Raw genomic sequence first — 20,919 nt, forward strand, 5'->3', positions numbered from 1 at the left:
TCTTTGCATTCGTAAACTTTTGTAAAGGGCATGAGAGTAATACTTTGTTCGAACGTGATCTAAATCACGAATGGCCGCGAGCGATCTATTGCCTAAACAACAATGTTACACTCAACCCACCATCCACTCGGTTTGTGGCGATGGCTTTTCCTCCCATCATTCGCATCGATTCTTTTACTATTGCGAGCCCAAGACCATAGCCACCAAGCTTTTTGTCTCTGGAAGCATCCAATCGAGTAAATGGGTCAAAGATGTCGGACAATTTATCCTGTGGAATACCCGGACCATTATCAGCAATGGTCACAGCTAAGTAGTGGCGCTTATCGGTGGATTTATTTGTTAAGCACACATTAATCTGCGCAGAGTCGCCCGCATACTTGATCGCGTTACCAATCAAGTTGTTCAAACAGCGCACGACTAAAGTGTCGTCACACTGGGCTTTTGTCCTTGTCGCGTCCGATTTAAAAGTAAGAGTTTGTTGAGCTTTTAGGTCGATCTTGCAACGCTCAACCTGAGGAGCAAGCAGAACTTCTAAGTCGCTACGTTTCATCTCAGTATCGTAGCGAGCGTTCTCCAATCGGCTGATTTCGAGTATCTCACCAATCAAGTGATTAAGTTCATTTGCTTCTTCTTCCATGCGAGTGACAAGGCTTTGCTCACTCTCACCCACACGCTTTCGCAACAGATGTAACACCAAGTTCTGTCGCGCCAATGGTGTACGAAGTTCATGTGAAACATCACGTATTAATCGACGCTGTTTCTCAGCCAAAGAGTGGATCTCCTTGGTCATATGATCGAAGTCTTGCGCCAGTTCATTAAATTCTCGTGTGTTTGATTTCAGTTCATCAACCACACTGACAGTAAAATCACCATTTGATAGCCTCTTACTCGCCTCACGAAGTCGGTCTAAAGGTTGCTGTAAGTTCCTTGCCATTAATAGAGAAAACAGCGCCAGAATGACCGCTGCAATCACAACTTTCAGTATCGAAAAGTAGAGAATAAAGTCATGAGCTGGGTGTAAACGATGAGGCAGTTGGATGACCAAACTGTTGTTGCCCACAAGAGGAATACTGAAAATTGGGCGGCTAACTCTGCCTTCTAGTTGTTCATCTAAACGTCTTTTAAACTTAAGTTTGAACTCAAAATGAGGGTGCATCAGGCGATGGGTAAGTGGGTGTTGATTTTCGTCTAACACGAATAAGTAAAAGTGTTGTGCATTCGCCCAATCCGCAAGCTCATCCATATCTCCGTCTTCGATCAAAACATTGGCTTGATGCGCTAAGTCCAACATTTCTGCTTTTACGCTCGCTGGTACTTTTAGCATTGCTTTTACTAAGGCTTGCTCAGCGACAGCTTGTACAGCAAGGATACTGATGACGATCGCCGTCATGTAAGTAAATAGCTTAAAAGCCAGACTATCTCGACGCTTGGCTATATAGGATGGGCACACAAATTTCATTAATTCGTCACAGCCTCTAGGTAGCTATAACCTTTTCCACGAAACGTTTTAATGTGCTGTTTGGACAATCCCGCTTCCACCAATTTACGACGAATATTACTGATGTGCATGTCTAAGTTGCGATCAAACGGACTTAGCTCTTTCTTCAAAACCTCGGTTTGCAATTCGGCTTTAGAAATCACAACGCCTTGGTTTTTTACCAAATAGCAAAGTAACTCTGCTTCAGTACCTGTCAGCGGCAAACTGTTCAGTTGATCACTGATACTTTGTACTGTGCAGCACATAGCTTGTCTTTGACGTTCTAATCCTACGCGACGAAGAATTGCTTTAATGCGCATCAACAATTCAGGTACATTAAAGGGCTTGCCGATGTACTGATCTGCGCCTGCTTGGTAGCCATCTAGCATCGAGTTCTCATCATTTAATGCCGTTAGCATGAGGATCGGCGTCGCGAAACGTTGACAGATACGACGCGCAACTTGCATACCATTTAGATTTGGTAGCATGACATCGAGAAGAACAAGATCAACCGGCGTCTTCTCCATGTATTGCAAAGCGCTTTCCCCACAATGGACAGATGAAACGGTGTAACCCTCTTCTTGTAACACCGCCTCCAATAATTCACACAACGGAACATCGTCATCTACGATAAGAACTCGGGACATTACCAATACCAACTCAAATAAAAATGGTTCGCATTCTATTACTCATTTGCAGATTAAACAACCATAGATTCTAAGGTTTCTGTACGAAAACTGGACATAAAAAAAGCCCACTTTTCAGTCGGCTTTTATCGCAAGAAATGCTGATTTTTTAATTATTTAAATCAACACTTTAAACCTGTTACTTTGGCGACATCTTCAACGATGCCTCGTAAGTTGATACTAATCGAATGAAGTGTATCTAGCTCTTCTTGTGTAAATGGATGAGTGAGTACTGACTCTGCACCTTTCTTGCCAACAACAGTAGGCAAACTCAATACCACGCCATTAACACCATATTGACCCGTCATCATGGTCCCTACAGGCAAAACTGATCGTTCATTGATCTTGATTGCCTGAATAATACGAAACACACTTGCAGCGATCCCATGAACGGTATTTTGTTTACGACGGAAAATCTCATACCCAGCTTGCTTCACAGCTTCGAGCAATTCGTCTGCATCGATACGCTCTACATTATTGGCATCGCAATAGAAATCTGCAGGTTGTCCTGCAATTGAAATCAAACTCTTTGGCGTAAAACAATTGCTACCATGCTCACCGAGAACATAACCAAAGATGTTCTTCGGGTCCAAATCCACGCGATTGGCAACAATGCTCATCAAGCGCGCAGTATCGATCACGCAGCCACTACTGATCACTTTGCTATTCTCAAAGCCTGTATTGGTTGCAATAAAGTGCGCGACAATATCACAAGGGTTAGATACAACAATGAGGGTTGCATTTGGAGCTACTCGTTCGACTTTACGTACAATCTCAACACCTATCTTGGCATTGATTTCTGCAATATCAATTCGCGTCTGACCTTGCTTAATCTGCGCTCCCGCAGTGATTACGACAATATCAGCGCCGAGAAGATCGAGATAGTCGTCAGTAGGAATGATGTGAGTGTTTTTCGAGAAGGTCAGTGCAGTGGTATGACGGAAATCGAAGACTTCCCCTTCAGCACGCTCTAAGTTTTGGTCCAATAGAACCAACTCACTTACACTGCCCATGGTCAGTAAGTAATTACATACTCCAACACCAACGGCACCTGCGCCAATTACACCAATTTTCATACTTCTCTCCCTGATAATAAAAGTTATGCCCTCACTTTGCGTTCCCACTAAAAACTTGGGCAGTAAGAGCATAAAAGTCCAATCACTTTATGTTACCCAGAATACCTACCTAAGCTAGCCTTTATCGACTTAATGACGTTTAAATGATGGAAATTTCTTCTTTATATATGCATCAATAACCATCATTTAATCACTTCATACATTTAAACTCTATTGCAGGTACAAAAAAGGAGTACAATTCTTTGCAGTTTCTAATTGAGAATAGACGTATATGACAACGCTATTGATTGGTCACCGAGGCGTGGCAGGCAAGTATCCAGAAAACACCAAAGTCAGTATTCAAGCCGCTATAGATTTGGGTCTTGATTGGGTTGAAGTTGATGTACAACCCACCAAAGACAATGTAATAGTGGTATGTCATGATCACACAGTAAACCGCTGCAGCAACGGCAAAGGTCGTGTTGATCAAATGACTTTAGCTGAGCTAAAAACGTTAGATTTTGGTGGTTGGCTCAGTACAGAGTTCAGCAATGAATCGATCATGACGCTGTCAGAGTTGCTGGGGCTCGCTGCGAAAAACAACCTAAATCTTAATATCGAAGTTAAAGTTGACCACCATTCAGCAGAGGATGTCGCGAAGATAGTCGCTAAAACCCTTTCTGAAGGACCATTGACCAAAGAATTTATCCTTTTGTCGAGCTTTAGTCACGACGTGATAAGAGCGCTATACAAGCACTGTGAAGGCTACAGATTGGGTGTGCTAAGTGAGTTCTTTACCCGTAAAGACGGACTACTGTTAGAAGAAGTCAACGCATACAGTTGCAACCTCAATATTAACTGGGTTCGTTCCCGTCAAATTAAGAAGCTGCAGCAAGCCGGATATAAGGTAATGTGCTATACAGTGAATAACCCAAACAAGTTGAAACACTTGCCGGCGCTAGATGGTATCTTCAGCGACCATCCAAGCCGCTTTATGTCTCAAGAATAGGGTTGAAACTAGGCGCTCCATTACCACTCAATGGTGATTGGCGTTCCCATTTTAACTAGCTTTATAAACTCATCCATCTCTTCATTGGTGATGGCGATACACCCATTGGTCCAATCAAAGCTCTGGATAAACTGAGGGGATTGTGTCTCGCCATTTTTGAGGCCATGAATCTTGATCTCTCCGCCCGGAGAGACACCTCTTCGATGCGCTTCCAAGCGATCAATTACATCTGGATAACTGATGTGGACAGAGCGATAGAAAGCAGAATCGTTAATCACATAATCTAGAGTGTAGTCACCTTCTGGAGTCCTGTTATCCCCTTCTTCCTGCTTGTGCCCTTTCGGATTAGCCCCTAACGCAATCCGATATTCTTTAACCACTTCGCCATTGTCCATTAGGTACATTCTGCGTTTTGATTTGTCTACTTTGACCAAGTCCACAGCAGCCTGTGTAAAAGGAACAAAAGAACAACACAAGATTAAAGACAACCATTTTACTGACATCGCCAGAACGCCTAACTCACCCATTCTAAGGGAACATAAAAAAGAGCAACCATGCTAGTCACAAGGTAATACTAAAGCAAACTTAATATGTGCAAATTTCACTACTCATTATGACTAACTTGGATTACTTTATAAGGAGATTACTTTATAAATTCAGCACAAATAGAGAGGGTATTATGCTCAACATTGCTTTTTTCAGTGCGAAATCCTACGACGAAGCGTCTTTCAATAAAATTAAAAACCATCGAGACTTCGAATTTCACTACCATGATTTTAGATTAACCTCAAAAACCGCAAAAATGGCTCAGGGCTGTGAAGTCGTATGTGCGTTTGTAAATGATGATTTATCCGCACCAGTACTTAAACAGCTTTCTCTTGGTGGGACCAGATTAATCGCGATGCGATGCGCAGGCTTCGACAAAGTCGATTTAGAAGCAGCAAAGGAGCTTGGACTTCAAGTAGTGCGCGTCCCGGCTTATTCCCCAGAAGCTGTCGCTGAGCATACTGTCGGTATGATGATGTGTTTAAATCGACGCCTACACAAAGCCTACCAGCGCACGCGTGATGCAAACTTCAACCTGGAAGGCTTGGTTGGCTTCAACTTCCATGGCAAAACCGTTGGCATTGTGGGTACAGGCAAGATTGGCATTGCAACCATGCGTATCTTTAAAGGTTTAGGCATGGAGCTGCTCTGCTACGACCCATATGAAAACCCTCTAGCATTGGAAATGGGCGCTCGCTACTGCTCTCTTGAAGAGATCTATGCGAACGCAGATGTCATTTCGCTACACTGTCCAATGAGCGAAGAGAACTATCATTTATTGAATGAGAAGGCATTCTCGCAGATGAAAGATGGTGTGATGATCATTAATACCAGCCGTGGTGAACTGCTTGATTCTGTCGCTGCAATTGAAGCACTGAAACAAGGCAAAATTGGCGCACTAGGTTTAGATGTTTACGACAACGAAAAAGACCTATTCTTCCAAGACAAGTCAAACGATGTCATTGTTGATGACGTGTTCCGTCGTCTATCCGCGTGTCACAACGTGTTGTTCACTGGACACCAAGCCTTCCTGACTCACGAAGCACTAAACAACATTGCCTCAGTGACTTTAAATAACGTGGATGCTTTCTTTGTTGGCAACGCATCAGGTAATGAACTGATCAACTAAATCAATAGATCGAACAGTATAGTAGAGCGTTGAATTTCAGCTATGCTATACTCCTCGACCATTGAAAAATTTGAGTCCAATTACCATGAGCATAAAAACCGATATTCAAAAGCTGCACAACCGTTTAGATACTTGCCAACGCAAACTGGATGCGGCACGTTCTCGTGGTGATCATGAAATGATTACTAAGTTCACGAATGAAGTTGACGATCTAACGAAGAAACTTAACCAACTTAAGCACAAGCAAACATACGAACTTAACAAAGAGCGTAAGAGCCTGCTTGATATGCCATTTTCTCGTGAAATCACAAAAGCTGAGCAAGCAGACATTGGTAAGCTTAAGAAGCGTGTTCGTGGTCTAGTTATCGTTCACCCATTAACAAAAGTGGGTAAAGAATTGCGCCTAGATGTAATGACAGGTTTTGCTCCGAAAGAGTTCTAATCACTCTTTTTAAACAACAGATATTAAAAAGCCCAAGCTGCTTAGCTTGGGCTTTTTTGTGCCTAAAATTCATAAAGTTAAGCTTAGAAAAATCACCATTATAGATAGTGAGTGACACTGCAACCTGTTCGTTTTCAAATTCTCGTAGTGGCAAAGCTTTAGCTAATTTCCAAATACTAAAAACGACAAAAGCCCCGCTATTTCTAGCGAGACTTCTTAATCGTTCTGAGATCGAGGGCTCGACTGACTAGGGGTTTGATGCAAATCCCGTCTCATTCTCAAACGTCAGAAATGACGAAAGCCCGTTGATTTCTCAACGGGCTTTCTATGTAGTGGCGGAGAGATAGGGATTTGAACCCTAGATACGCTATTAACGTATGCCGGTTTTCAAGACCGGTGCTTTCAACCACTCAGCCATCTCTCCACAAATTGTTACTAAAATTTAGTCTTACTTAAATAATGCTAAATCTCAGTTTTGCCTTTAGATTTTTTAAAATCTAAAAACAGTAAGCAAGCCTGGCGATGTCCTACTCTCACATGGGGAAGCCCCACACTACCATCGGCGCTAATTCGTTTCACTTCTGAGTTCGGAATGGAAGTCAGGTGGGTCCAAATCGCTATGGTCGCCAAGCAAATTCTTTAATCTGGAAAACTGATTTAAATTCTACTTACACACATTCAATGTTCTTACATCGAGTCCATCAAAACCCCTTGGGTGTTGTATGGTTAAGCCTCACGGGCAATTAGTACAGGTTAGCTCAACGCCTCACAACGCTTACACACCCTGCCTATCAACGTTCTAGTCTCGAACAACCCTTTAGGATACTTAAAGTATCAGGGAAGACTCATCTCAGGGCTCGCTTCCCGCTTAGATGCTTTCAGCGGTTATCGATTCCGAACTTAGCTACCGGGCAATGCGTCTGGCGACACAACCCGAACACCAGAGGTTCGTCCACTCCGGTCCTCTCGTACTAGGAGCAGCCCCCTTCAATCTTCCAACGCCCACGGCAGATAGGGACCGAACTGTCTCACGACGTTCTAAACCCAGCTCGCGTACCACTTTAAATGGCGAACAGCCATACCCTTGGGACCGACTTCAGCCCCAGGATGTGATGAGCCGACATCGAGGTGCCAAACACCGCCGTCGATATGAACTCTTGGGCGGTATCAGCCTGTTATCCCCGGAGTACCTTTTATCCGTTGAGCGATGGCCCTTCCATTCAGAACCACCGGATCACTATGACCTGCTTTCGCACCTGCTCGAACCGTCATTCTCGCAGTCAAGCGGGCTTATGCCATTGCACTAACCTCACGATGTCCAACCGTGATTAGCCCACCTTCGTGCTCCTCCGTTACGCTTTGGGAGGAGACCGCCCCAGTCAAACTACCCACCAGGCACTGTCCGCAACCCCGATTAGGGGTCAACGTTAGAACATCAACACTACAAGGGTGGTATTTCAAGGACGGCTCCACACAATCTAGCGACCGTGCTTCAAAGCCTCCCACCTATCCTACACATGTAGGGTCAATGTTCAGTGCCAAGCTGTAGTAAAGGTTCACGGGGTCTTTCCGTCTAGCCGCGGGTACACTGCATCTTCACAGCGATTTCAATTTCACTGAGTCTCGGGTGGAGACAGCGTGGCCATCATTACGCCATTCGTGCAGGTCGGAACTTACCCGACAAGGAATTTCGCTACCTTAGGACCGTTATAGTTACGGCCGCCGTTTACCGGGGCTTCGATCAAGAGCTTCGACCGAAGTCTAACCCCATCAATTAACCTTCCGGCACCGGGCAGGCGTCACACCGTATACGTCATCTTACGATTTTGCACAGTGCTGTGTTTTTAATAAACAGTTGCAGCCACCTGGTATCTGCGACTCTCAATAGCTCCATCCGCGAGGGACTTCACCGTCGAGAGCGTACCTTCTCCCGAAGTTACGGTACCATTTTGCCTAGTTCCTTCACCCGAGTTCTCTCAAGCGCCTTGGTATTCTCTACCCGACCACCTGTGTCGGTTTGGGGTACGATTCCTTACAATCTGAAGCTTAGAGGCTTTTCCTGGAAGCATGGCATCAATGACTTCACTACCGTAGTAGCTCGACGTCGTGTCTCAGCCTTAAAAAGAGCCGGATTTACCTAACTCTTAAGCCTACGCACTTGAACCTGGACAACCGTCGCCAGGCCCACCTAGCCTTCTCCGTCCCCCCATCGCAATTGTAAGAAGTACGGGAATATTAACCCGTTTCCCATCGACTACGCCTTTCGGCCTCGCCTTAGGGGTCGACTTACCCTGCCCCGATTAACGTTGGACAGGAACCCTTGGTCTTCCGGCGAGGAGGTTTTTCACCCCCTTTATCGTTACTCATGTCAGCATTCGCACTTCTGATACGTCCAGCATGCGTTACCACACACCTTCAACCGCTTACAGAACGCTCCCCTACCCAATGTACTAAAGTACATTGCCGCAGCTTCGGTTTACTACTTAGCCCCGTTACATCTTCCGCGCAGGCCGACTCGACCAGTGAGCTATTACGCTTTCTTTAAATGATGGCTGCTTCTAAGCCAACATCCTGGCTGTCTGAGCCTTCCCACATCGTTTCCCACTTAGTAGTAATTTGGGACCTTAGCTGGCGGTCTGGGTTGTTTCCCTCTCCACGACGGACGTTAGCACCCGCCGTGTGTCTCCCGGATAGTACTTACTGGTATTCGGAGTTTGCAAAGGGTTGGTAAGTCGGGATGACCCCCTAGCCTTAACAGTGCTCTACCCCCAGTAGTATTCGTCCGAGGCGCTACCTAAATAGCTTTCGGGGAGAACCAGCTATCTCCAGGTTTGATTGGCCTTTCACCCCTAGCCACAAGTCATCCGCTAATTTTTCAACATTAGTCGGTTCGGTCCTCCAGTTGATGTTACTCAACCTTCAACCTGCCCATGGCTAGATCACCTGGTTTCGGGTCTATATCCAGAGACTGAACGCCCAGTTAAGACTCGGTTTCCCTACGGCTCCCCTAGATGGTTAACCTTGCCACTGAATATAAGTCGCTGACCCATTATACAAAAGGTACGCAGTCACACCACGAAGGTGCTCCTACTGCTTGTACGTACACGGTTTCAGGTTCTATTTCACTCCCCTCACAGGGGTTCTTTTCGCCTTTCCCTCACGGTACTGGTTCACTATCGGTCAGTCAGTAGTATTTAGCCTTGGAGGATGGTCCCCCCATATTCAGACAGGATATCACGTGTCCCGCCCTACTCGATTTCACTTTAAATGCGTTGCCGGTTACGGGGCTATCACCCTGTATCGCACAACTTTCCAGAAGTTTCACCTGACGCATAAAAAGCTTAAGGGCTAGTCCAATTTCGCTCGCCGCTACTTTCGGAATCTCGGTTGATTTCTTTTCCTCGGGGTACTTAGATGTTTCAGTTCCCCCGGTTCGCCTCGCTGCGCTATGTATTCACGCAGCGATACTAGCTTATGCTAGTGGGTTTCCCCATTCGGAAATCCCAGACTCAAATGGTTTTTACTACCTAATCTGGGCTTATCGCAAGTTAATACGTCCTTCATCGCCTCTGACTGCCAAGGCATCCACCGTGTACGCTTAGTCACTTAACCATACAACCCGAAGGAGTTTCGAGTTGAAGTCAAATCACCAAAGTTGTCTGCAATTTTTATACATGATGCAGACTCGATTTTGCCGGACTCAAATTCCAAGAACACTTGAATGTGTTGTATTGGTGTTTGTCATAAAGACAAACATTGAGAACTTTACAAACAAACTTAAAAGTTTGTTTTGTCAGCTTTCCAAATTGTTAAAGAGCTAGATTTCTTTCGAAACCATTTTTAAAAGCACTCATCGAATGCACTTAAAGATGGTGGGCGATACCGGGCTCGAACCAGTGACCCCCTGCTTGTAAGGCAGGTGCTCTCCCAACTGAGCTAATCGCCCACATTAGTTTTACGTCTCGTGGTAGACGTCTCGAATGGTGGAGCTATGCGGGATCGAACCGCAGACCTCCTGCGTGCAAGGCAGGCGCTCTCCCAGCTGAGCTATAGCCCCATCGAGAAATGGTGGGTCGTGCAGGATTCGAACCTGCGACCAATTGATTAAAAGTCAACTGCTCTACCAACTGAGCTAACGACCCAATGGTATCCCGTAGGGGAGTCGAACCCCTGTTACCGCCGTGAAAGGGCGGTGTCCTAGGCCTCTAGACGAACGGGACACTGGATTGAAGAGTTTGGGAACTCTTCCTCTCTTTACTTTATAAACCGTATCAATCTGTGTGGACACTCATCGTGAGTAATCATCGTATAAGGAGGTGATCCAGCGCCAGGTTCCCCTAGCGCTACCTTGTTACGACTTCACCCCAGTCATGAACCACAAAGTGGTAAGCGTCCTCCCGAAGGTTAAACTACCTACTTCTTTTGCAGCCCACTCCCATGGTGTGACGGGCGGTGTGTACAAGGCCCGGGAACGTATTCACCGTGGCATTCTGATCCACGATTACTAGCGATTCCGACTTCACGGAGTCGAGTTGCAGACTCCGATCCGGACTACGACGCACTTTTTGGGATTCGCTCACTCTCGCAAGTTGGCCGCCCTCTGTATGCGCCATTGTAGCACGTGTGTAGCCCTACTCGTAAGGGCCATGATGACTTGACGTCGTCCCCACCTTCCTCCGGTTTATCACCGGCAGTCTCCCTGGAGTTCCCACCCGAAGTGCTGGCAAACAAGGATAAGGGTTGCGCTCGTTGCGGGACTTAACCCAACATTTCACAACACGAGCTGACGACAGCCATGCAGCACCTGTCTCAGAGTTCCCGAAGGCACCAATCCATCTCTGGAAAGTTCTCTGGATGTCAAGAGTAGGTAAGGTTCTTCGCGTTGCATCGAATTAAACCACATGCTCCACCGCTTGTGCGGGCCCCCGTCAATTCATTTGAGTTTTAATCTTGCGACCGTACTCCCCAGGCGGTCTACTTAACGCGTTAGCTCCGAAAGCCACGGCTCAAGGCCACAACCTCCAAGTAGACATCGTTTACGGCGTGGACTACCAGGGTATCTAATCCTGTTTGCTCCCCACGCTTTCGCATCTGAGTGTCAGTATCTGTCCAGGGGGCCGCCTTCGCCACCGGTATTCCTTCAGATCTCTACGCATTTCACCGCTACACCTGAAATTCTACCCCCCTCTACAGTACTCTAGTCTGCCAGTTTCAAATGCTATTCCGAGGTTGAGCCCCGGGCTTTCACATCTGACTTAACAAACCACCTGCATGCGCTTTACGCCCAGTAATTCCGATTAACGCTCGCACCCTCCGTATTACCGCGGCTGCTGGCACGGAGTTAGCCGGTGCTTCTTCTGTCGCTAACGTCAAATAATGCAGCTATTAACTACACTACCTTCCTCACGACTGAAAGTGCTTTACAACCCGAAGGCCTTCTTCACACACGCGGCATGGCTGCATCAGGCTTGCGCCCATTGTGCAATATTCCCCACTGCTGCCTCCCGTAGGAGTCTGGACCGTGTCTCAGTTCCAGTGTGGCTGATCATCCTCTCAGACCAGCTAGGGATCGTCGCCTTGGTGAGCCATTACCTCACCAACTAGCTAATCCCACCTAGGCATATCCTGACGCGAGAGGCCCGAAGGTCCCCCTCTTTGACCCGTAGGTATTATGCGGTATTAGCCATCGTTTCCAATGGTTATCCCCCACATCAGGGCAATTTCCTAGGCATTACTCACCCGTCCGCCGCTCGACGCCGTTATCGTTCCCCGAAGGTTCAGATAACTCGTTTCCGCTCGACTTGCATGTGTTAGGCCTGCCGCCAGCGTTCAATCTGAGCCATGATCAAACTCTTCAATTTAAAGTTTTTGATTCCCTAAATAAATAGGGAGAGGCTCAATGAATACTGAACATTACATAAGTAATGTTTGAATTGACTGTGCTGAATCTTTCGATTCAATGGTCACTTCGTTTCATTGAAACCTAATTTGAAACCGCTCTTTATTAAGAGAAATTTCTAATTGGATTATCATCAACGAGTGCCCACACAGATTGATAGGTCTATATTGTTAAAGAGCTTGCTTCGTAAGCTTTGCTATCGAAGCGGAGGCGTATTCTAAGGAATTAATTCTTAGTGTCAAACACTTTTTTAAATTAATTTTTAGAAGCTTTTTCTTTCGCCTCATTGCCAACCGCTTTTGTGTTTCCGCTTTGCCCTGACAACGGAGGCGCATTATAGGGAGATGATTTTTCTTGGCAACCCTTTTTTAGAAAAAAACTTAAAAAAAAGCGTTGAGTGATGAAATCTCACTCAAACGCTTATTTTTAGCACTTAGTTGTTAACTTCAAGTAGCAAATAGGCAATCAATATGTGTCTATCCAAGACTCTTCAAAGCTAGCGATATCCAGATCCAGTGATTGCGCCGCTTCTATTTGTTCAATTGCCTCTAATTCTTTATTTACACTGCTCATCGTTAATGTGTTGTTGTCTAACTCAAACACCTGACTTTGAGTCGTATAGTAGAACTTAAGTATCGTCAGCGCTTTTACATCGTGCTCAACAGAAGCGGCTTTAATGCTTTTCAGTTTGCGAAAGATCTTGTTGTGCAGTTGCTTGAGTTTCCAGACATACAACACTTCTTCCATATAAGGGCGTGTTTTGAATTGGTTCAACAAAGACAGTGAAGTGGCTAAGGCGAGCACAACACCAATTAAGTTCCAATGAAAGTTCCCCGTCGATTGTTCAGGTACTACATCTGTATTACCGAACAAGATAATTAATAAAGTACTAAAAGCAAGAGAAGAGATCGCAAGCAAGGCAACAAAGCCACCAATCACTAGGTTGACCTTCTTTCTATAGACTTGTTTGTTTATTTTTTTGATTTCCATATACCGCTCCTAACAGGTTGCCTCTATTCTAACCAGCACACTCCTTACGACAATCGAAGCTTTGTAAGTAAGTTCACATTTGCTATTAAACTCGCATCCCTTCCCTGCTTGGGTATATACTTCCGCGCATTCACTCTTCCTATATAGAGGCTAAATTCATGCGCTCTTTTGTTTTACGAGCTCGCGCGGCGCCAACCACCAGCAAAGCACTGTTAGAAGGTGTTGGTAATGAAGCGCATACAGAGATTCTTGCTCATACCATGATGAACACTATGTTCGTTGCTCAATCGCACCGCGAAGATGTGGTTGTGCACTTGGTTTTAGAAAGCACAAAAGATTTCTCACGTACCATTACCATTCGCTCCAACGACATAACCAACATTGGCGGCTTCCATGAGTCAACTTTGATTGCAGCGGTGGCTCGCGCTTTAGACGCTTCGGTTGGTATGGGTAAAGAGCAACTTCGTGAAGTCGAACCCGGTATCACCGTTCGTACAGTCAGTTTTGAACGCTTAGTGCAAGAACTGGCAGAAGATCACCAACTATATATGTTGGATAAAAAAGGCGAATTTGTTCGTGATGCAGAAATCGGTGGAAACCCATGTTTCTTGCTAACTGACCATATTCCGATGCCGAAGAAGTCTTTTAACAGCTTAAAGCGCCTTGGTACAGAGAAGATCAGCTTAGGTCCTAAGATGCTGTTCGCTTCTCAGTGTGTGGTATTGATCCACAATGAGTTAGACATTCGCGAATTTTAATTCTCACGAGTTAAAAGAAAGAGGACTCCATTGAGTCCTCTTTTTGTTTCTATAGGAATGCCGGAGTTATTTACCGCCAATGCTCAAACGAGCAAAACGAACGTCTGGCGAGAAGAAAGTGCGGCTATCGTTAATTAACTGAGCATCACCCACAGCCTCAACTTCTTGCAGCATCTTGTAGAAGTTACCCGCTACAGTGATACCACGCACTGGTTGAATGCGCTCACCATCACGGCACAAGAAGCCACTCGCACCAAACGAGAAATCACCACTCACCGCATCCGCGCCAGAGTGAACACCCTGCAGTTCGACTAACTCTAGGTACTCACCCGCTTTTACTTCTGACGCACTACTGTTGCCTGTCGCAATCACTTTGTGATTCGCTGATACTTCTAGGCTCGATTTTGCACCGCGAGCGGCACTTGCTGTCGAGACTGCACCCAAGTAACTTGCGGTCTGGCTGTTGTGTAGCAAGGTTTTCAACTCACCATTAGCAATCATCACATTGTCTTGAGTAGCAAAGCCTTCACTATCAAAACTTGCGATTGCCATACCATTTGGCATGTAAGCCGTATCAGTAAAGGTAATTAAATCACTCGCAACACGTTGACCAAGCTTATCACCCAGTGGCGTAATGCCTTTCATCGCGCTTACGCCAGAGAAAGCACTGCCGAAAGCACCGAATAAACTTGCTAGCGCATTGATATGGAAGATAGCAGGGTAGTTACCCGTCGCAACCGGTGCACCTTCAAGAAGATCTCGAGCAAGGTTGTAACCGCCTTCTATACAGTAAGCTGGATTCAACTCATCAAAACGGCGACCAAGTGACATTCTGCCCGCCATTGACTGTTTGCCGTCTTTTTCAAACAAGGTATACGCGTAACAAGTGAACGAGCGCTCGAAGTGTTGACACAATGTGCCTTGAGTATTGGCAATGATTAGTTGTGTTTCGCCATCGCTGTAACCATTGTAAGGTGCGCTAGAAGCGTGAGGTAGAGCGACTACGCCTTGCTCAAGTGCGAGAGACAGTTCAATTTTTTCATCAACAGAAGTCGTATCTTCTTGTGAAATCTCAGCAACATCAGTCGCAATTTGGCTGTTCACGCAACTAATCGTCTGATGTTCATCTTGCTTGGAAAAGCGAGCGCTTTGCAGTGCGTTGGTCAGCATCAAATCTAAGCTTGGCTGCTCTAACGACTCAGAATAGCTTGTTGCAACACGCGCATCTTTCACAACACGAACACCCAGAACTTGGCTTGAGCTTACTTTGTACTCATCCAGCTTTCCTTGGTTCGCTTTCAAAGAAAAGCTGCTGTTGCGGTTTACAATGACGTCCGCTTCTGCACCTTGGCGTTTTGCTTCTGATAGGACGTAATCAACCGCATTAAGAAGTTGTTGTTCTTGGCTCATTAGTTACCGCCTCCTACCAGAATGTTATCTACTTTCAGCGTTGGCTGACCGACTGTTGTTGGCACTGAACCACTCACGGAACCACACATGCCCGGCGCAAGCGCCATGTCTTTGCCGACCATGCTGATTTCTTTCAGCACTTTTGGACCCGTGCTGATCAGCGTTGCAGTTTTCAGAGGTTTGGTGATTTTACCATTTTCAATGAGGTAAGCTTCACGAACGGCAAAGTTGAACTCTCCCGTACCCGGTTGAACCGAGCCGCCGCCCATCTTCTTCGCATAGATACCACGCTCGATGCCTGTCAGCATGTCATCAAGTGAATGCTCGCCTTCTTCGATAAAGGTGTTACGCATACGCGAGGTTGGTGCGAACTTGTAGTTTTGACGACGACCAGACCCCGTAGGTTCGTAACCTGTCTTCATGCCCCCCATTTTATCGACCATGAAGCTGGTAAGCTTACCGTCTTTGATCAATTGAGTGCGCTGAGTCTTCATGCCTTCATCATCAACATGAATCGAGCCCCATTCGTTAGTCATGGTGCCATCATCGACTGCATTCACTGCGGTGTGAGCAACCATTTCGCCCATCTTGTCGTGGAATACTGAAGCTTTCTTCGCAACCGAAGTGGTTTCTAGCAAGTGGCCACAAGCTTCATGGAAAATTACTCCGCCAAAACCGTTACCAATCACTACTGGCATTTCACCCGATGGGCACGCATCCGCGCCAAGTTTGACCAACGCTTGCTGCGCGATAGTTTGACCTAGCTCTTTGGCATCAAGCTGTTCACTGAATTCCCAACCAGCAAGAGCGCCAGGACCTTCCATACCAGAAGACTGCTCATTACCTTTTTGAGCGACAGTATTACCAGCAACTCGTATGTAGTGACGGGTATCGTCAACGTGTAGACCTTCTGAGTTGAAGATAGACACTTGTTGTTCACGCTGAAGCACACTGCCAATGAACTGGCTGATATGTTCACTCTCAGCACGAGCAGCTTGGTCAACTTGCAATAGGAAAGCGATTTTAGAATCTAGGTTAGCGTCTTTGCCAAGTGGCATACGACAACCATGTTGAATTGGGTAGCGGTTCAGATTGAGAGAACCTGCTGACACGATTTGCTCACGCTTGTCTTTTGCTGCAAGCAGTGAGGTTACGCGTTTAAGCTCGACTTCATCGGTGCTGTTGGTGTAACCGTAAAGCACTTTATGACCGAAGAAGAGACGAATACCGATACCAAAATCGATACCCGAGTTCACCTTATCCACCTCACCAGATGCGATCTGGACAGTGTTGGTTTGATGGTGTTCAACGAATAGCTCAGCGAAATCAGCCCCTAAAAAGAGGGCATGATCGATCACCGCTTTCGCTGTTACAGAATTAAGCATGAAATCTCCTTGCTCGTTGATCGTCCTAGCCTTCCCCACCTTTGAGTTAGACTTTGTGTATAACAGTCACAACCTAAATTGGATGACTCAAAAGCATATTGGCAACGCGTTAAATATTAACACTTTTTTAACCTTGTTTTATGCTAATCCTTGCTAAACCAAAGAACGAATCGTTACGTATTATGTCGACATCTCACTATTAGATAGTGTCTTGAACTGCCAGTTTCAATGCAGCACGTTATTTACACTAAATTCTGCCACCACATTGCTGTTGGATTCACAAAATAATAAGGGTTCCAGCTAGGCAACAAGCGAAAGAGTCCCATGAGCATAGTTAGCCTATGTGATTGGGCGAGTGAGCGCAGTTAACAACGCTGGGGCTCTAATTACGAAGAGAATCCAGTTCTCATATTTAAATGATGACTCTCTCTAGCCATAAAAAACACGTGCACCGTAACTGAGTGAACTGCTATTATCTTGACGAAATAGTCGGGGGGCCCATGCAGTGAATGCATCGGCTGAGATCGAAATTCGAGACCCGTTGAACCTGATTCAGTTAGCACTGACGTAGGGAACTATCATCACTTTGCCACTAGCTTGCCTTGAGTCTCGACCAGTGCAGCTAGCCCAATGGATCCGATCACCGATCTTCCCTTGCTTGGCCAAGTCAGTTCCTGTACGTCTTGTAATAGGAGCGACCATGGCGCAGCAGTCAAGCCAAGAAAAACCATCAACACAGCCACAAGCAGCAACTTCAACAGACACACCGATTGTGTTAACGATTGCAGGTTCTGATAGCGGTGGCGGCGCAGGCATTCAAGCCGACATAAAAGCCATGTCCGCAACCGGCAGTTTTGCTTGCTCGGTAATCACGGCGATTACTTCGCAAAATACCCAAGGCGTTTCTGCGATTTTCCCAATCCCTCTCGACCATGTAGAGAGCCAACTTGATGCGGTATTTACCGACCTCAACATCGTTGCAGTTAAAGTGGGCATGCTGGCCGATTCCAATATCATCAAAGTCGTTGCAGACAAAATTAAACAATACCAGCCAAAACACCTCGTGATTGACCCTGTTATGGTGGCCACCAGCGGCGATCTATTACTGGAACAGTCGGCAATCAGCACTTTAAAAGAAGAATTGATTCCGCTCGCAGACATCATTACCCCTAACCTACCTGAAGGTGCTGCATTGACAGGTAAACCAGTTCCTCAATCAGAATCTGAAATGAACGATATGATTGCTGACTTGCGCGCATTAGGGGCAAAAGCGGTGCTGTTAAAAGGCGGTCATCTGGAAAAAGACAAAAACAGCAACGATCTGCTGATCATGCAAGACAATGCCGAGTTAATTAGCGCTAAACGCTTTCCAACCAAAAACACCCATGGCACAGGCTGCACACTGTCTTCTGCTATCGCGTCTTACCTTGGTCAAGGCAACAACCTGCACAAAGCGGTGCACCTTGGTAAGCAGTACATCAGCCAAGCTATCGCACACGCTGACGAATTGGATGTCGGTAAAGGTCATGGTCCTGTGAACCATTTTTTTGCAGGTCACACGCATGTGCGCTAATGCACTCGGCATTCAGCTTACCGAAGCAAGTCTGCAATACAAAGACAGCCAAACACCAACATTAGCTGGGTTGGGTATGGCCATCCCTGCCAATCAATGGACGGTGTTACTTGGTCGCAGTGGTTGCGGAAAAACGACGATCCTTCGTTATCTAGCTGGGTTGTTAGACGACAAAGTCGAATGGCATGGTGAATTAACCACCACGGATGGCATCACCTTACACAAGCGTATTGCCTACATGGCGCAGCAAGACTTGTTGCTGCCGTGGTTAAATGTGTTAGACAACGTCTGCCTAAGTTCTCGATTTTCTCAAGACCAATCACCAGAGCAAAATAAACAACGAGCACTGACTTTACTAAGCCAAGTGGGACTCGCCGATTACGCGGATGCTAAGCCAGCTCAGCTCTCTGGGGGCATGAGACAGCGCGTTGCCCTTGCTCGCACTCTGATGCAAGACAAGCCTCTAGTCCTGATGGATGAACCTTTCTCTGCACTGGATGCGGTTACTCGCCATAAGTTGCAAACCTTGTCTGCCGAATTGCTGAAAGACAAGACGGTTGTTCTGATTACCCACGACCCACAAGAAGCGGTGCGATTGGCGCACCAACTCTATGTGTTGCAAGGCACACCTGCGCAAGCTCAGCACTTAGTCGTTCCAGACTCCAAGCCGCCACGAGTTCTCGATGGAGAGTGCGCGGCGCTACAACAAGCGATTTTGGATCAATTGGAAAAAGACTATGAGTGATATGACTCAGTACAACTCCGTTTCGGCACGTATTAATAAAAAAGAACGCGTGACCCATCCAGCTCTGCGCTTGGTCATAAGCACTGCGGTGATCTTGGGATTGTGGCAGTTGGTCGTGGTGATATTCGATATGCCAAGCTTCATCTTACCTTCACCTATTGAAGTGCTGGATAGATTGGTCACTCGTTACGATGTATTGCTCAAACATACTTGGGTTACCGCGCAAGAGATTTTACTTGGCTTGGCGCTTGGATTATCGATGGGTTTGCTGTTCGCATTGCAAATGCTGATGTTCGAGCCGCTGAAGCGTTGGTTACTGCCAATTCTGATTGCTAGCCAAGCGATCCCTGTGTTCGCCATCGCGCCAGTGCTCATGCTTTGGCTGGGTTACGGCATTGCATCGAAAGTCGTCATGGCGGCGATCATCATCTTTTTCCCCGTCACGACATGTTGCTACGACGGCTTACGCAATACACCAACAGGTTACCTCGATCTTGCCAAGACCATGGGCGCGTCTAAATGGCAGCTACTTCGTCATATTCAATTGCCAGCCGCACTACCAACTTTAGCTTCAGGTATTCGTGTTGCCGTCGTTATTGCGCCAATTGGAGCAGTGGTCGGTGAGTGGGTAGGTTCAAGTGAAGGCTTGGGTTATCTGATGCTCCAAGCCAACGCTCGCATGATCATTGATGAGATGTTTGCGGCGCTGTTTATCCTCGCCGTACTGTCTATCTCACTCTACTTCATCACCGATAAATTATTGAAAAAAGCCATCCCTTGGGAAAGCAAGTAATTGCAGAAAATAACCAAAGGAAATTGGGAAAGAAAAGGAAGAACCCCGTGAATAAAAACAAACTTATGAGCGCTGCTGCTCTACTCGCTTCAGTGGTATCAACCAACGTACTCGCTGCTGAAAAAGAGATGACACTTATGCTGGATTGGTTCGTCAATCCAAACCATGGTCCTATCGTGATTGCTAAAGAGCGCGGTTACTTCAAAGAACAAGGTTTGAAGGTCAACATTCAAGAGCCTGCAGATCCAAGTATACCACCTAAGTTGGTCGCTGCTGGCAAGGTCGACATGGCGATTTCATACCAACCGAGCCTAACTATCGATGTCGCAGCTGGTTTGCCACTAATCCGCTCTGCGACTTTGATTGCTACGCCACTCAACACGCTGATGGTGTTGGATAACGGTAAGAATGAAAACCTTGGCGACTTGAAAGGCAAGAAGATCGGTATTGCGATCGCAGGCAACGAAGAAGCGACAATCGGCACCATGCTCGCTCAAGAGAGCGTGAAGTTTTCTGACGTACAAATCATCAACGTAGGTTGGGCGCTATCTTCGTCTCTTGCGTCTGGCAAGGTGGATGCGATTTGGGGCGGTCTACGTAACTTCGAAACCAACCAACTGGCACTAGAAGGTTATAAAGCTAAAGCCTTCTTCCCTGAAGAACACGGCGTGCCAGCGTATGACGAGTTAGTCTTCGTAGCCAATGCAAAAACCTACGACAAAGAAGCCATCAAGGCATTCAACAAAGCACTGGAGCAAGCGACCACTTACATCGTTAACCATCCAAAAGAATCTTGGAAAGAGTTTGTGGCTTATTCACCAGACACCCTCAACAACGAGCTTAACCAACGCGCTTGGAATGACACGCTAACTCGTTTCGCTCTTCGTCCATCTGCAGTAGATCTGAAACGCTACGATGATTATGCCGAATTCATGTATTCACAAAAAATCATCGAGACACTGCCAAAAGCGAAAGATTACGTACCGAGCTTTGACTAATTCTACTGACCTTAGGCTCAAAGC

At 46.3% G+C, this 20,919-nt stretch carries 15 protein-coding genes, 5 tRNA genes, 3 rRNA genes and 1 riboswitch; of the genes, 8 read left to right on the plus strand and 15 right to left on the minus strand.

Features of this window, described 5'->3' with window-relative positions:
• Positions 1-85: 85 nt before the first annotated feature.
• From QMY49_RS18215 to QMY49_RS18225, 3 genes are all read right to left on the minus strand, one after another.
• The gene (locus QMY49_RS18215) at positions 86-1,459 is read right to left on the minus strand and encodes a sensor histidine kinase (RefSeq protein ID WP_283315890.1); all 1,374 of its coding nucleotides are present in this window, start codon (positions 1,457-1,459) and stop codon (positions 86-88) included.
• A complete protein-coding gene (locus tag QMY49_RS18220; protein WP_005453247.1) occupies positions 1,459-2,124 on the minus strand; it encodes a response regulator transcription factor in 666 nt (221 codons plus the stop codon). The genes QMY49_RS18215 and QMY49_RS18220 overlap by 1 nt, the downstream gene beginning before the upstream one ends.
• Positions 2,125-2,285: 161 nt before the next feature.
• Positions 2,286-3,239: a lactate/malate family dehydrogenase gene (locus tag QMY49_RS18225; protein WP_283315893.1), complete on the minus strand. Its 954-nt coding sequence runs from the start codon at positions 3,237-3,239 to the stop codon at positions 2,286-2,288.
• Positions 3,240-3,510: 271 nt separating this feature from the next.
• On the opposite strand from QMY49_RS18225, the gene QMY49_RS18230 reads away from it, so the two are divergent.
• Positions 3,511-4,227, plus strand: coding sequence for a glycerophosphodiester phosphodiesterase family protein (locus QMY49_RS18230; RefSeq protein WP_283315895.1), 717 nt, complete (start codon positions 3,511-3,513; stop codon positions 4,225-4,227).
• A gap of 20 nt (positions 4,228-4,247) precedes the next feature.
• On the opposite strand, the gene QMY49_RS18235 is transcribed toward QMY49_RS18230, so the two are convergent.
• Positions 4,248-4,730, minus strand: coding sequence for a L,D-transpeptidase family protein (locus QMY49_RS18235; RefSeq protein ID WP_005453241.1), 483 nt, complete (start codon positions 4,728-4,730; stop codon positions 4,248-4,250).
• Between the two features lie 176 nt (positions 4,731-4,906).
• Here QMY49_RS18235 and QMY49_RS18240 point away from each other — a divergent pair, with 176 nt between their 5' ends.
• Together QMY49_RS18240 and QMY49_RS18245 are read left to right on the plus strand one after the other, a co-directional pair.
• Positions 4,907-5,902, plus strand: coding sequence for a 2-hydroxyacid dehydrogenase (locus QMY49_RS18240; RefSeq protein WP_283315898.1), 996 nt, complete (start codon positions 4,907-4,909; stop codon positions 5,900-5,902).
• An 85-nt stretch (positions 5,903-5,987) separates the two neighbouring features.
• The gene (locus QMY49_RS18245) at positions 5,988-6,344 is read left to right on the plus strand and encodes a YibL family ribosome-associated protein (protein ID WP_005530256.1); all 357 of its coding nucleotides are present in this window, start codon (positions 5,988-5,990) and stop codon (positions 6,342-6,344) included.
• Positions 6,345-6,677: 333 nt separating this feature from the next.
• Here QMY49_RS18245 and QMY49_RS18250 read toward each other — a convergent pair.
• The 9 genes from QMY49_RS18250 to QMY49_RS18290 all read right to left on the minus strand — a co-directional run bounded on the left by QMY49_RS18250 (position 6,678) and on the right by QMY49_RS18290 (position 13,233).
• Positions 6,678-6,768, minus strand: a tRNA-Ser gene (locus tag QMY49_RS18250).
• Positions 6,769-6,858: 90 nt separating this feature from the next.
• Positions 6,859-6,975, minus strand: a 5S ribosomal RNA gene (rrf, locus tag QMY49_RS18255).
• Between the two features lie 91 nt (positions 6,976-7,066).
• Positions 7,067-9,956: ribosomal RNA gene (locus tag QMY49_RS18260) — 23S ribosomal RNA — on the minus strand.
• A 258-nt stretch (positions 9,957-10,214) separates the two neighbouring features.
• Positions 10,215-10,290: transfer RNA gene (locus QMY49_RS18265), tRNA-Val, on the minus strand.
• Between the two features lie 35 nt (positions 10,291-10,325).
• Positions 10,326-10,401: transfer RNA gene (locus QMY49_RS18270), tRNA-Ala, on the minus strand.
• Between the two features lie 9 nt (positions 10,402-10,410).
• Positions 10,411-10,486: transfer RNA gene (locus QMY49_RS18275), tRNA-Lys, on the minus strand.
• Positions 10,487-10,488: 2 nt separating this feature from the next.
• A tRNA-Glu gene (locus QMY49_RS18280) sits at positions 10,489-10,564 on the minus strand.
• 89 nt (positions 10,565-10,653) lie between these two features.
• Positions 10,654-12,205: ribosomal RNA gene (locus tag QMY49_RS18285) — 16S ribosomal RNA — on the minus strand.
• Together the 16S, 23S and 5S rRNA genes with 5 tRNA genes alongside form the textbook arrangement of a ribosomal RNA operon.
• 503 nt (positions 12,206-12,708) lie before the next feature.
• Positions 12,709-13,233, minus strand: a complete 525-nt coding sequence (locus QMY49_RS18290; protein ID WP_005449505.1) for a DUF3087 domain-containing protein — start codon at positions 13,231-13,233, stop codon at positions 12,709-12,711.
• A gap of 158 nt (positions 13,234-13,391) precedes the next feature.
• Here QMY49_RS18290 and trmY point away from each other — a divergent pair, with 158 nt between their 5' ends.
• Complete coding sequence (trmY, locus tag QMY49_RS18295) at positions 13,392-13,991, plus strand: tRNA (pseudouridine(54)-N(1))-methyltransferase TrmY (RefSeq protein ID WP_005374282.1); 600 nt, start codon at positions 13,392-13,394, stop codon at positions 13,989-13,991.
• Positions 13,992-14,057: 66 nt separating this feature from the next.
• On the opposite strand, the gene QMY49_RS18300 is transcribed toward trmY, so the two are convergent.
• Positions 14,058-15,401: a TldD/PmbA family protein gene (locus QMY49_RS18300; protein ID WP_017189903.1), complete on the minus strand. Its 1,344-nt coding sequence runs from the start codon at positions 15,399-15,401 to the stop codon at positions 14,058-14,060.
• On the minus strand, positions 15,401-16,786 hold the full coding sequence (locus QMY49_RS18305; RefSeq protein WP_005449507.1) for a TldD/PmbA family protein: 1,386 nt from the start codon (positions 16,784-16,786) through the stop codon (positions 15,401-15,403). The genes QMY49_RS18300 and QMY49_RS18305 overlap by 1 nt, the downstream gene beginning before the upstream one ends.
• Before the next feature lie 480 nt (positions 16,787-17,266).
• Positions 17,267-17,377, plus strand: a riboswitch (TPP riboswitch).
• Between the two features lie 109 nt (positions 17,378-17,486).
• On the opposite strand from QMY49_RS18305, the gene thiD reads away from it, so the two are divergent.
• From thiD to QMY49_RS18325, 4 genes are read left to right on the plus strand one after another with little or no spacing between them, the layout of a single operon-like run.
• Positions 17,487-18,359 carry a bifunctional hydroxymethylpyrimidine kinase/phosphomethylpyrimidine kinase gene (gene thiD, locus QMY49_RS18310; protein WP_005449510.1) on the plus strand — a complete coding sequence of 291 codons (873 nt, stop codon included), beginning with the start codon at positions 17,487-17,489 and terminating at the stop codon, positions 18,357-18,359.
• Positions 18,349-19,104: an ABC transporter ATP-binding protein gene (locus tag QMY49_RS18315; protein ID WP_050904362.1), complete on the plus strand. Its 756-nt coding sequence runs from the start codon at positions 18,349-18,351 to the stop codon at positions 19,102-19,104. The genes thiD and QMY49_RS18315 overlap by 11 nt, the downstream gene beginning before the upstream one ends.
• Positions 19,097-19,897 carry an ABC transporter permease gene (locus tag QMY49_RS18320; protein ID WP_050906726.1) on the plus strand — a complete coding sequence of 267 codons (801 nt, stop codon included), beginning with the start codon at positions 19,097-19,099 and terminating at the stop codon, positions 19,895-19,897. Before QMY49_RS18315 ends, QMY49_RS18320 begins: the two co-directional genes overlap by 8 nt.
• A 47-nt stretch (positions 19,898-19,944) precedes the next feature.
• Entirely contained in the window at positions 19,945-20,895 is a 951-nt protein-coding gene (locus QMY49_RS18325; RefSeq protein ID WP_009699278.1) for an ABC transporter substrate-binding protein, read from the plus strand.
• The last annotated feature ends 24 nt before the right edge of the window (positions 20,896-20,919 follow it).

It is taken from the genome of Vibrio harveyi (assembly GCF_030060435.1).
Lineage (GTDB): Bacteria > Pseudomonadota > Gammaproteobacteria > Enterobacterales > Vibrionaceae > Vibrio > Vibrio harveyi.

Excerpts from the sequence above, each read along its gene's own strand:
- QMY49_RS18215 (WP_283315890.1), bottom strand. The coding sequence starts at position 1,459 with ATGAAATTTGTGTGCCCATCCTATATAGCCAAGCGTCGAGATAGTCTG.
- QMY49_RS18220 (WP_005453247.1), bottom strand. The coding sequence starts at position 2,124 with ATGTCCCGAGTTCTTATCGTAGATGACGATGTTCCGTTGTGTGAATTA.
- QMY49_RS18225 (WP_283315893.1), bottom strand. The coding sequence starts at position 3,239 with ATGAAAATTGGTGTAATTGGCGCAGGTGCCGTTGGTGTTGGAGTATGT.
- QMY49_RS18230 (WP_283315895.1), top strand. The coding sequence starts at position 3,511 with ATGACAACGCTATTGATTGGTCACCGAGGCGTGGCAGGCAAGTATCCA.
- QMY49_RS18235 (WP_005453241.1), bottom strand. The coding sequence starts at position 4,730 with ATGTCAGTAAAATGGTTGTCTTTAATCTTGTGTTGTTCTTTTGTTCCT.
- QMY49_RS18240 (WP_283315898.1), top strand. The coding sequence starts at position 4,907 with ATGCTCAACATTGCTTTTTTCAGTGCGAAATCCTACGACGAAGCGTCT.
- QMY49_RS18245 (WP_005530256.1), top strand. The coding sequence starts at position 5,988 with ATGAGCATAAAAACCGATATTCAAAAGCTGCACAACCGTTTAGATACT.
- QMY49_RS18290 (WP_005449505.1), bottom strand. The coding sequence starts at position 13,233 with ATGGAAATCAAAAAAATAAACAAACAAGTCTATAGAAAGAAGGTCAAC.
- trmY (WP_005374282.1), top strand. The coding sequence starts at position 13,392 with ATGCGCTCTTTTGTTTTACGAGCTCGCGCGGCGCCAACCACCAGCAAA.
- QMY49_RS18300 (WP_017189903.1), bottom strand. The coding sequence starts at position 15,401 with ATGAGCCAAGAACAACAACTTCTTAATGCGGTTGATTACGTCCTATCA.
- QMY49_RS18305 (WP_005449507.1), bottom strand. The coding sequence starts at position 16,786 with ATGCTTAATTCTGTAACAGCGAAAGCGGTGATCGATCATGCCCTCTTT.
- thiD (WP_005449510.1), top strand. The coding sequence starts at position 17,487 with ATGGCGCAGCAGTCAAGCCAAGAAAAACCATCAACACAGCCACAAGCA.
- QMY49_RS18315 (WP_050904362.1), top strand. The coding sequence starts at position 18,349 with ATGTGCGCTAATGCACTCGGCATTCAGCTTACCGAAGCAAGTCTGCAA.
- QMY49_RS18320 (WP_050906726.1), top strand. The coding sequence starts at position 19,097 with ATGAGTGATATGACTCAGTACAACTCCGTTTCGGCACGTATTAATAAA.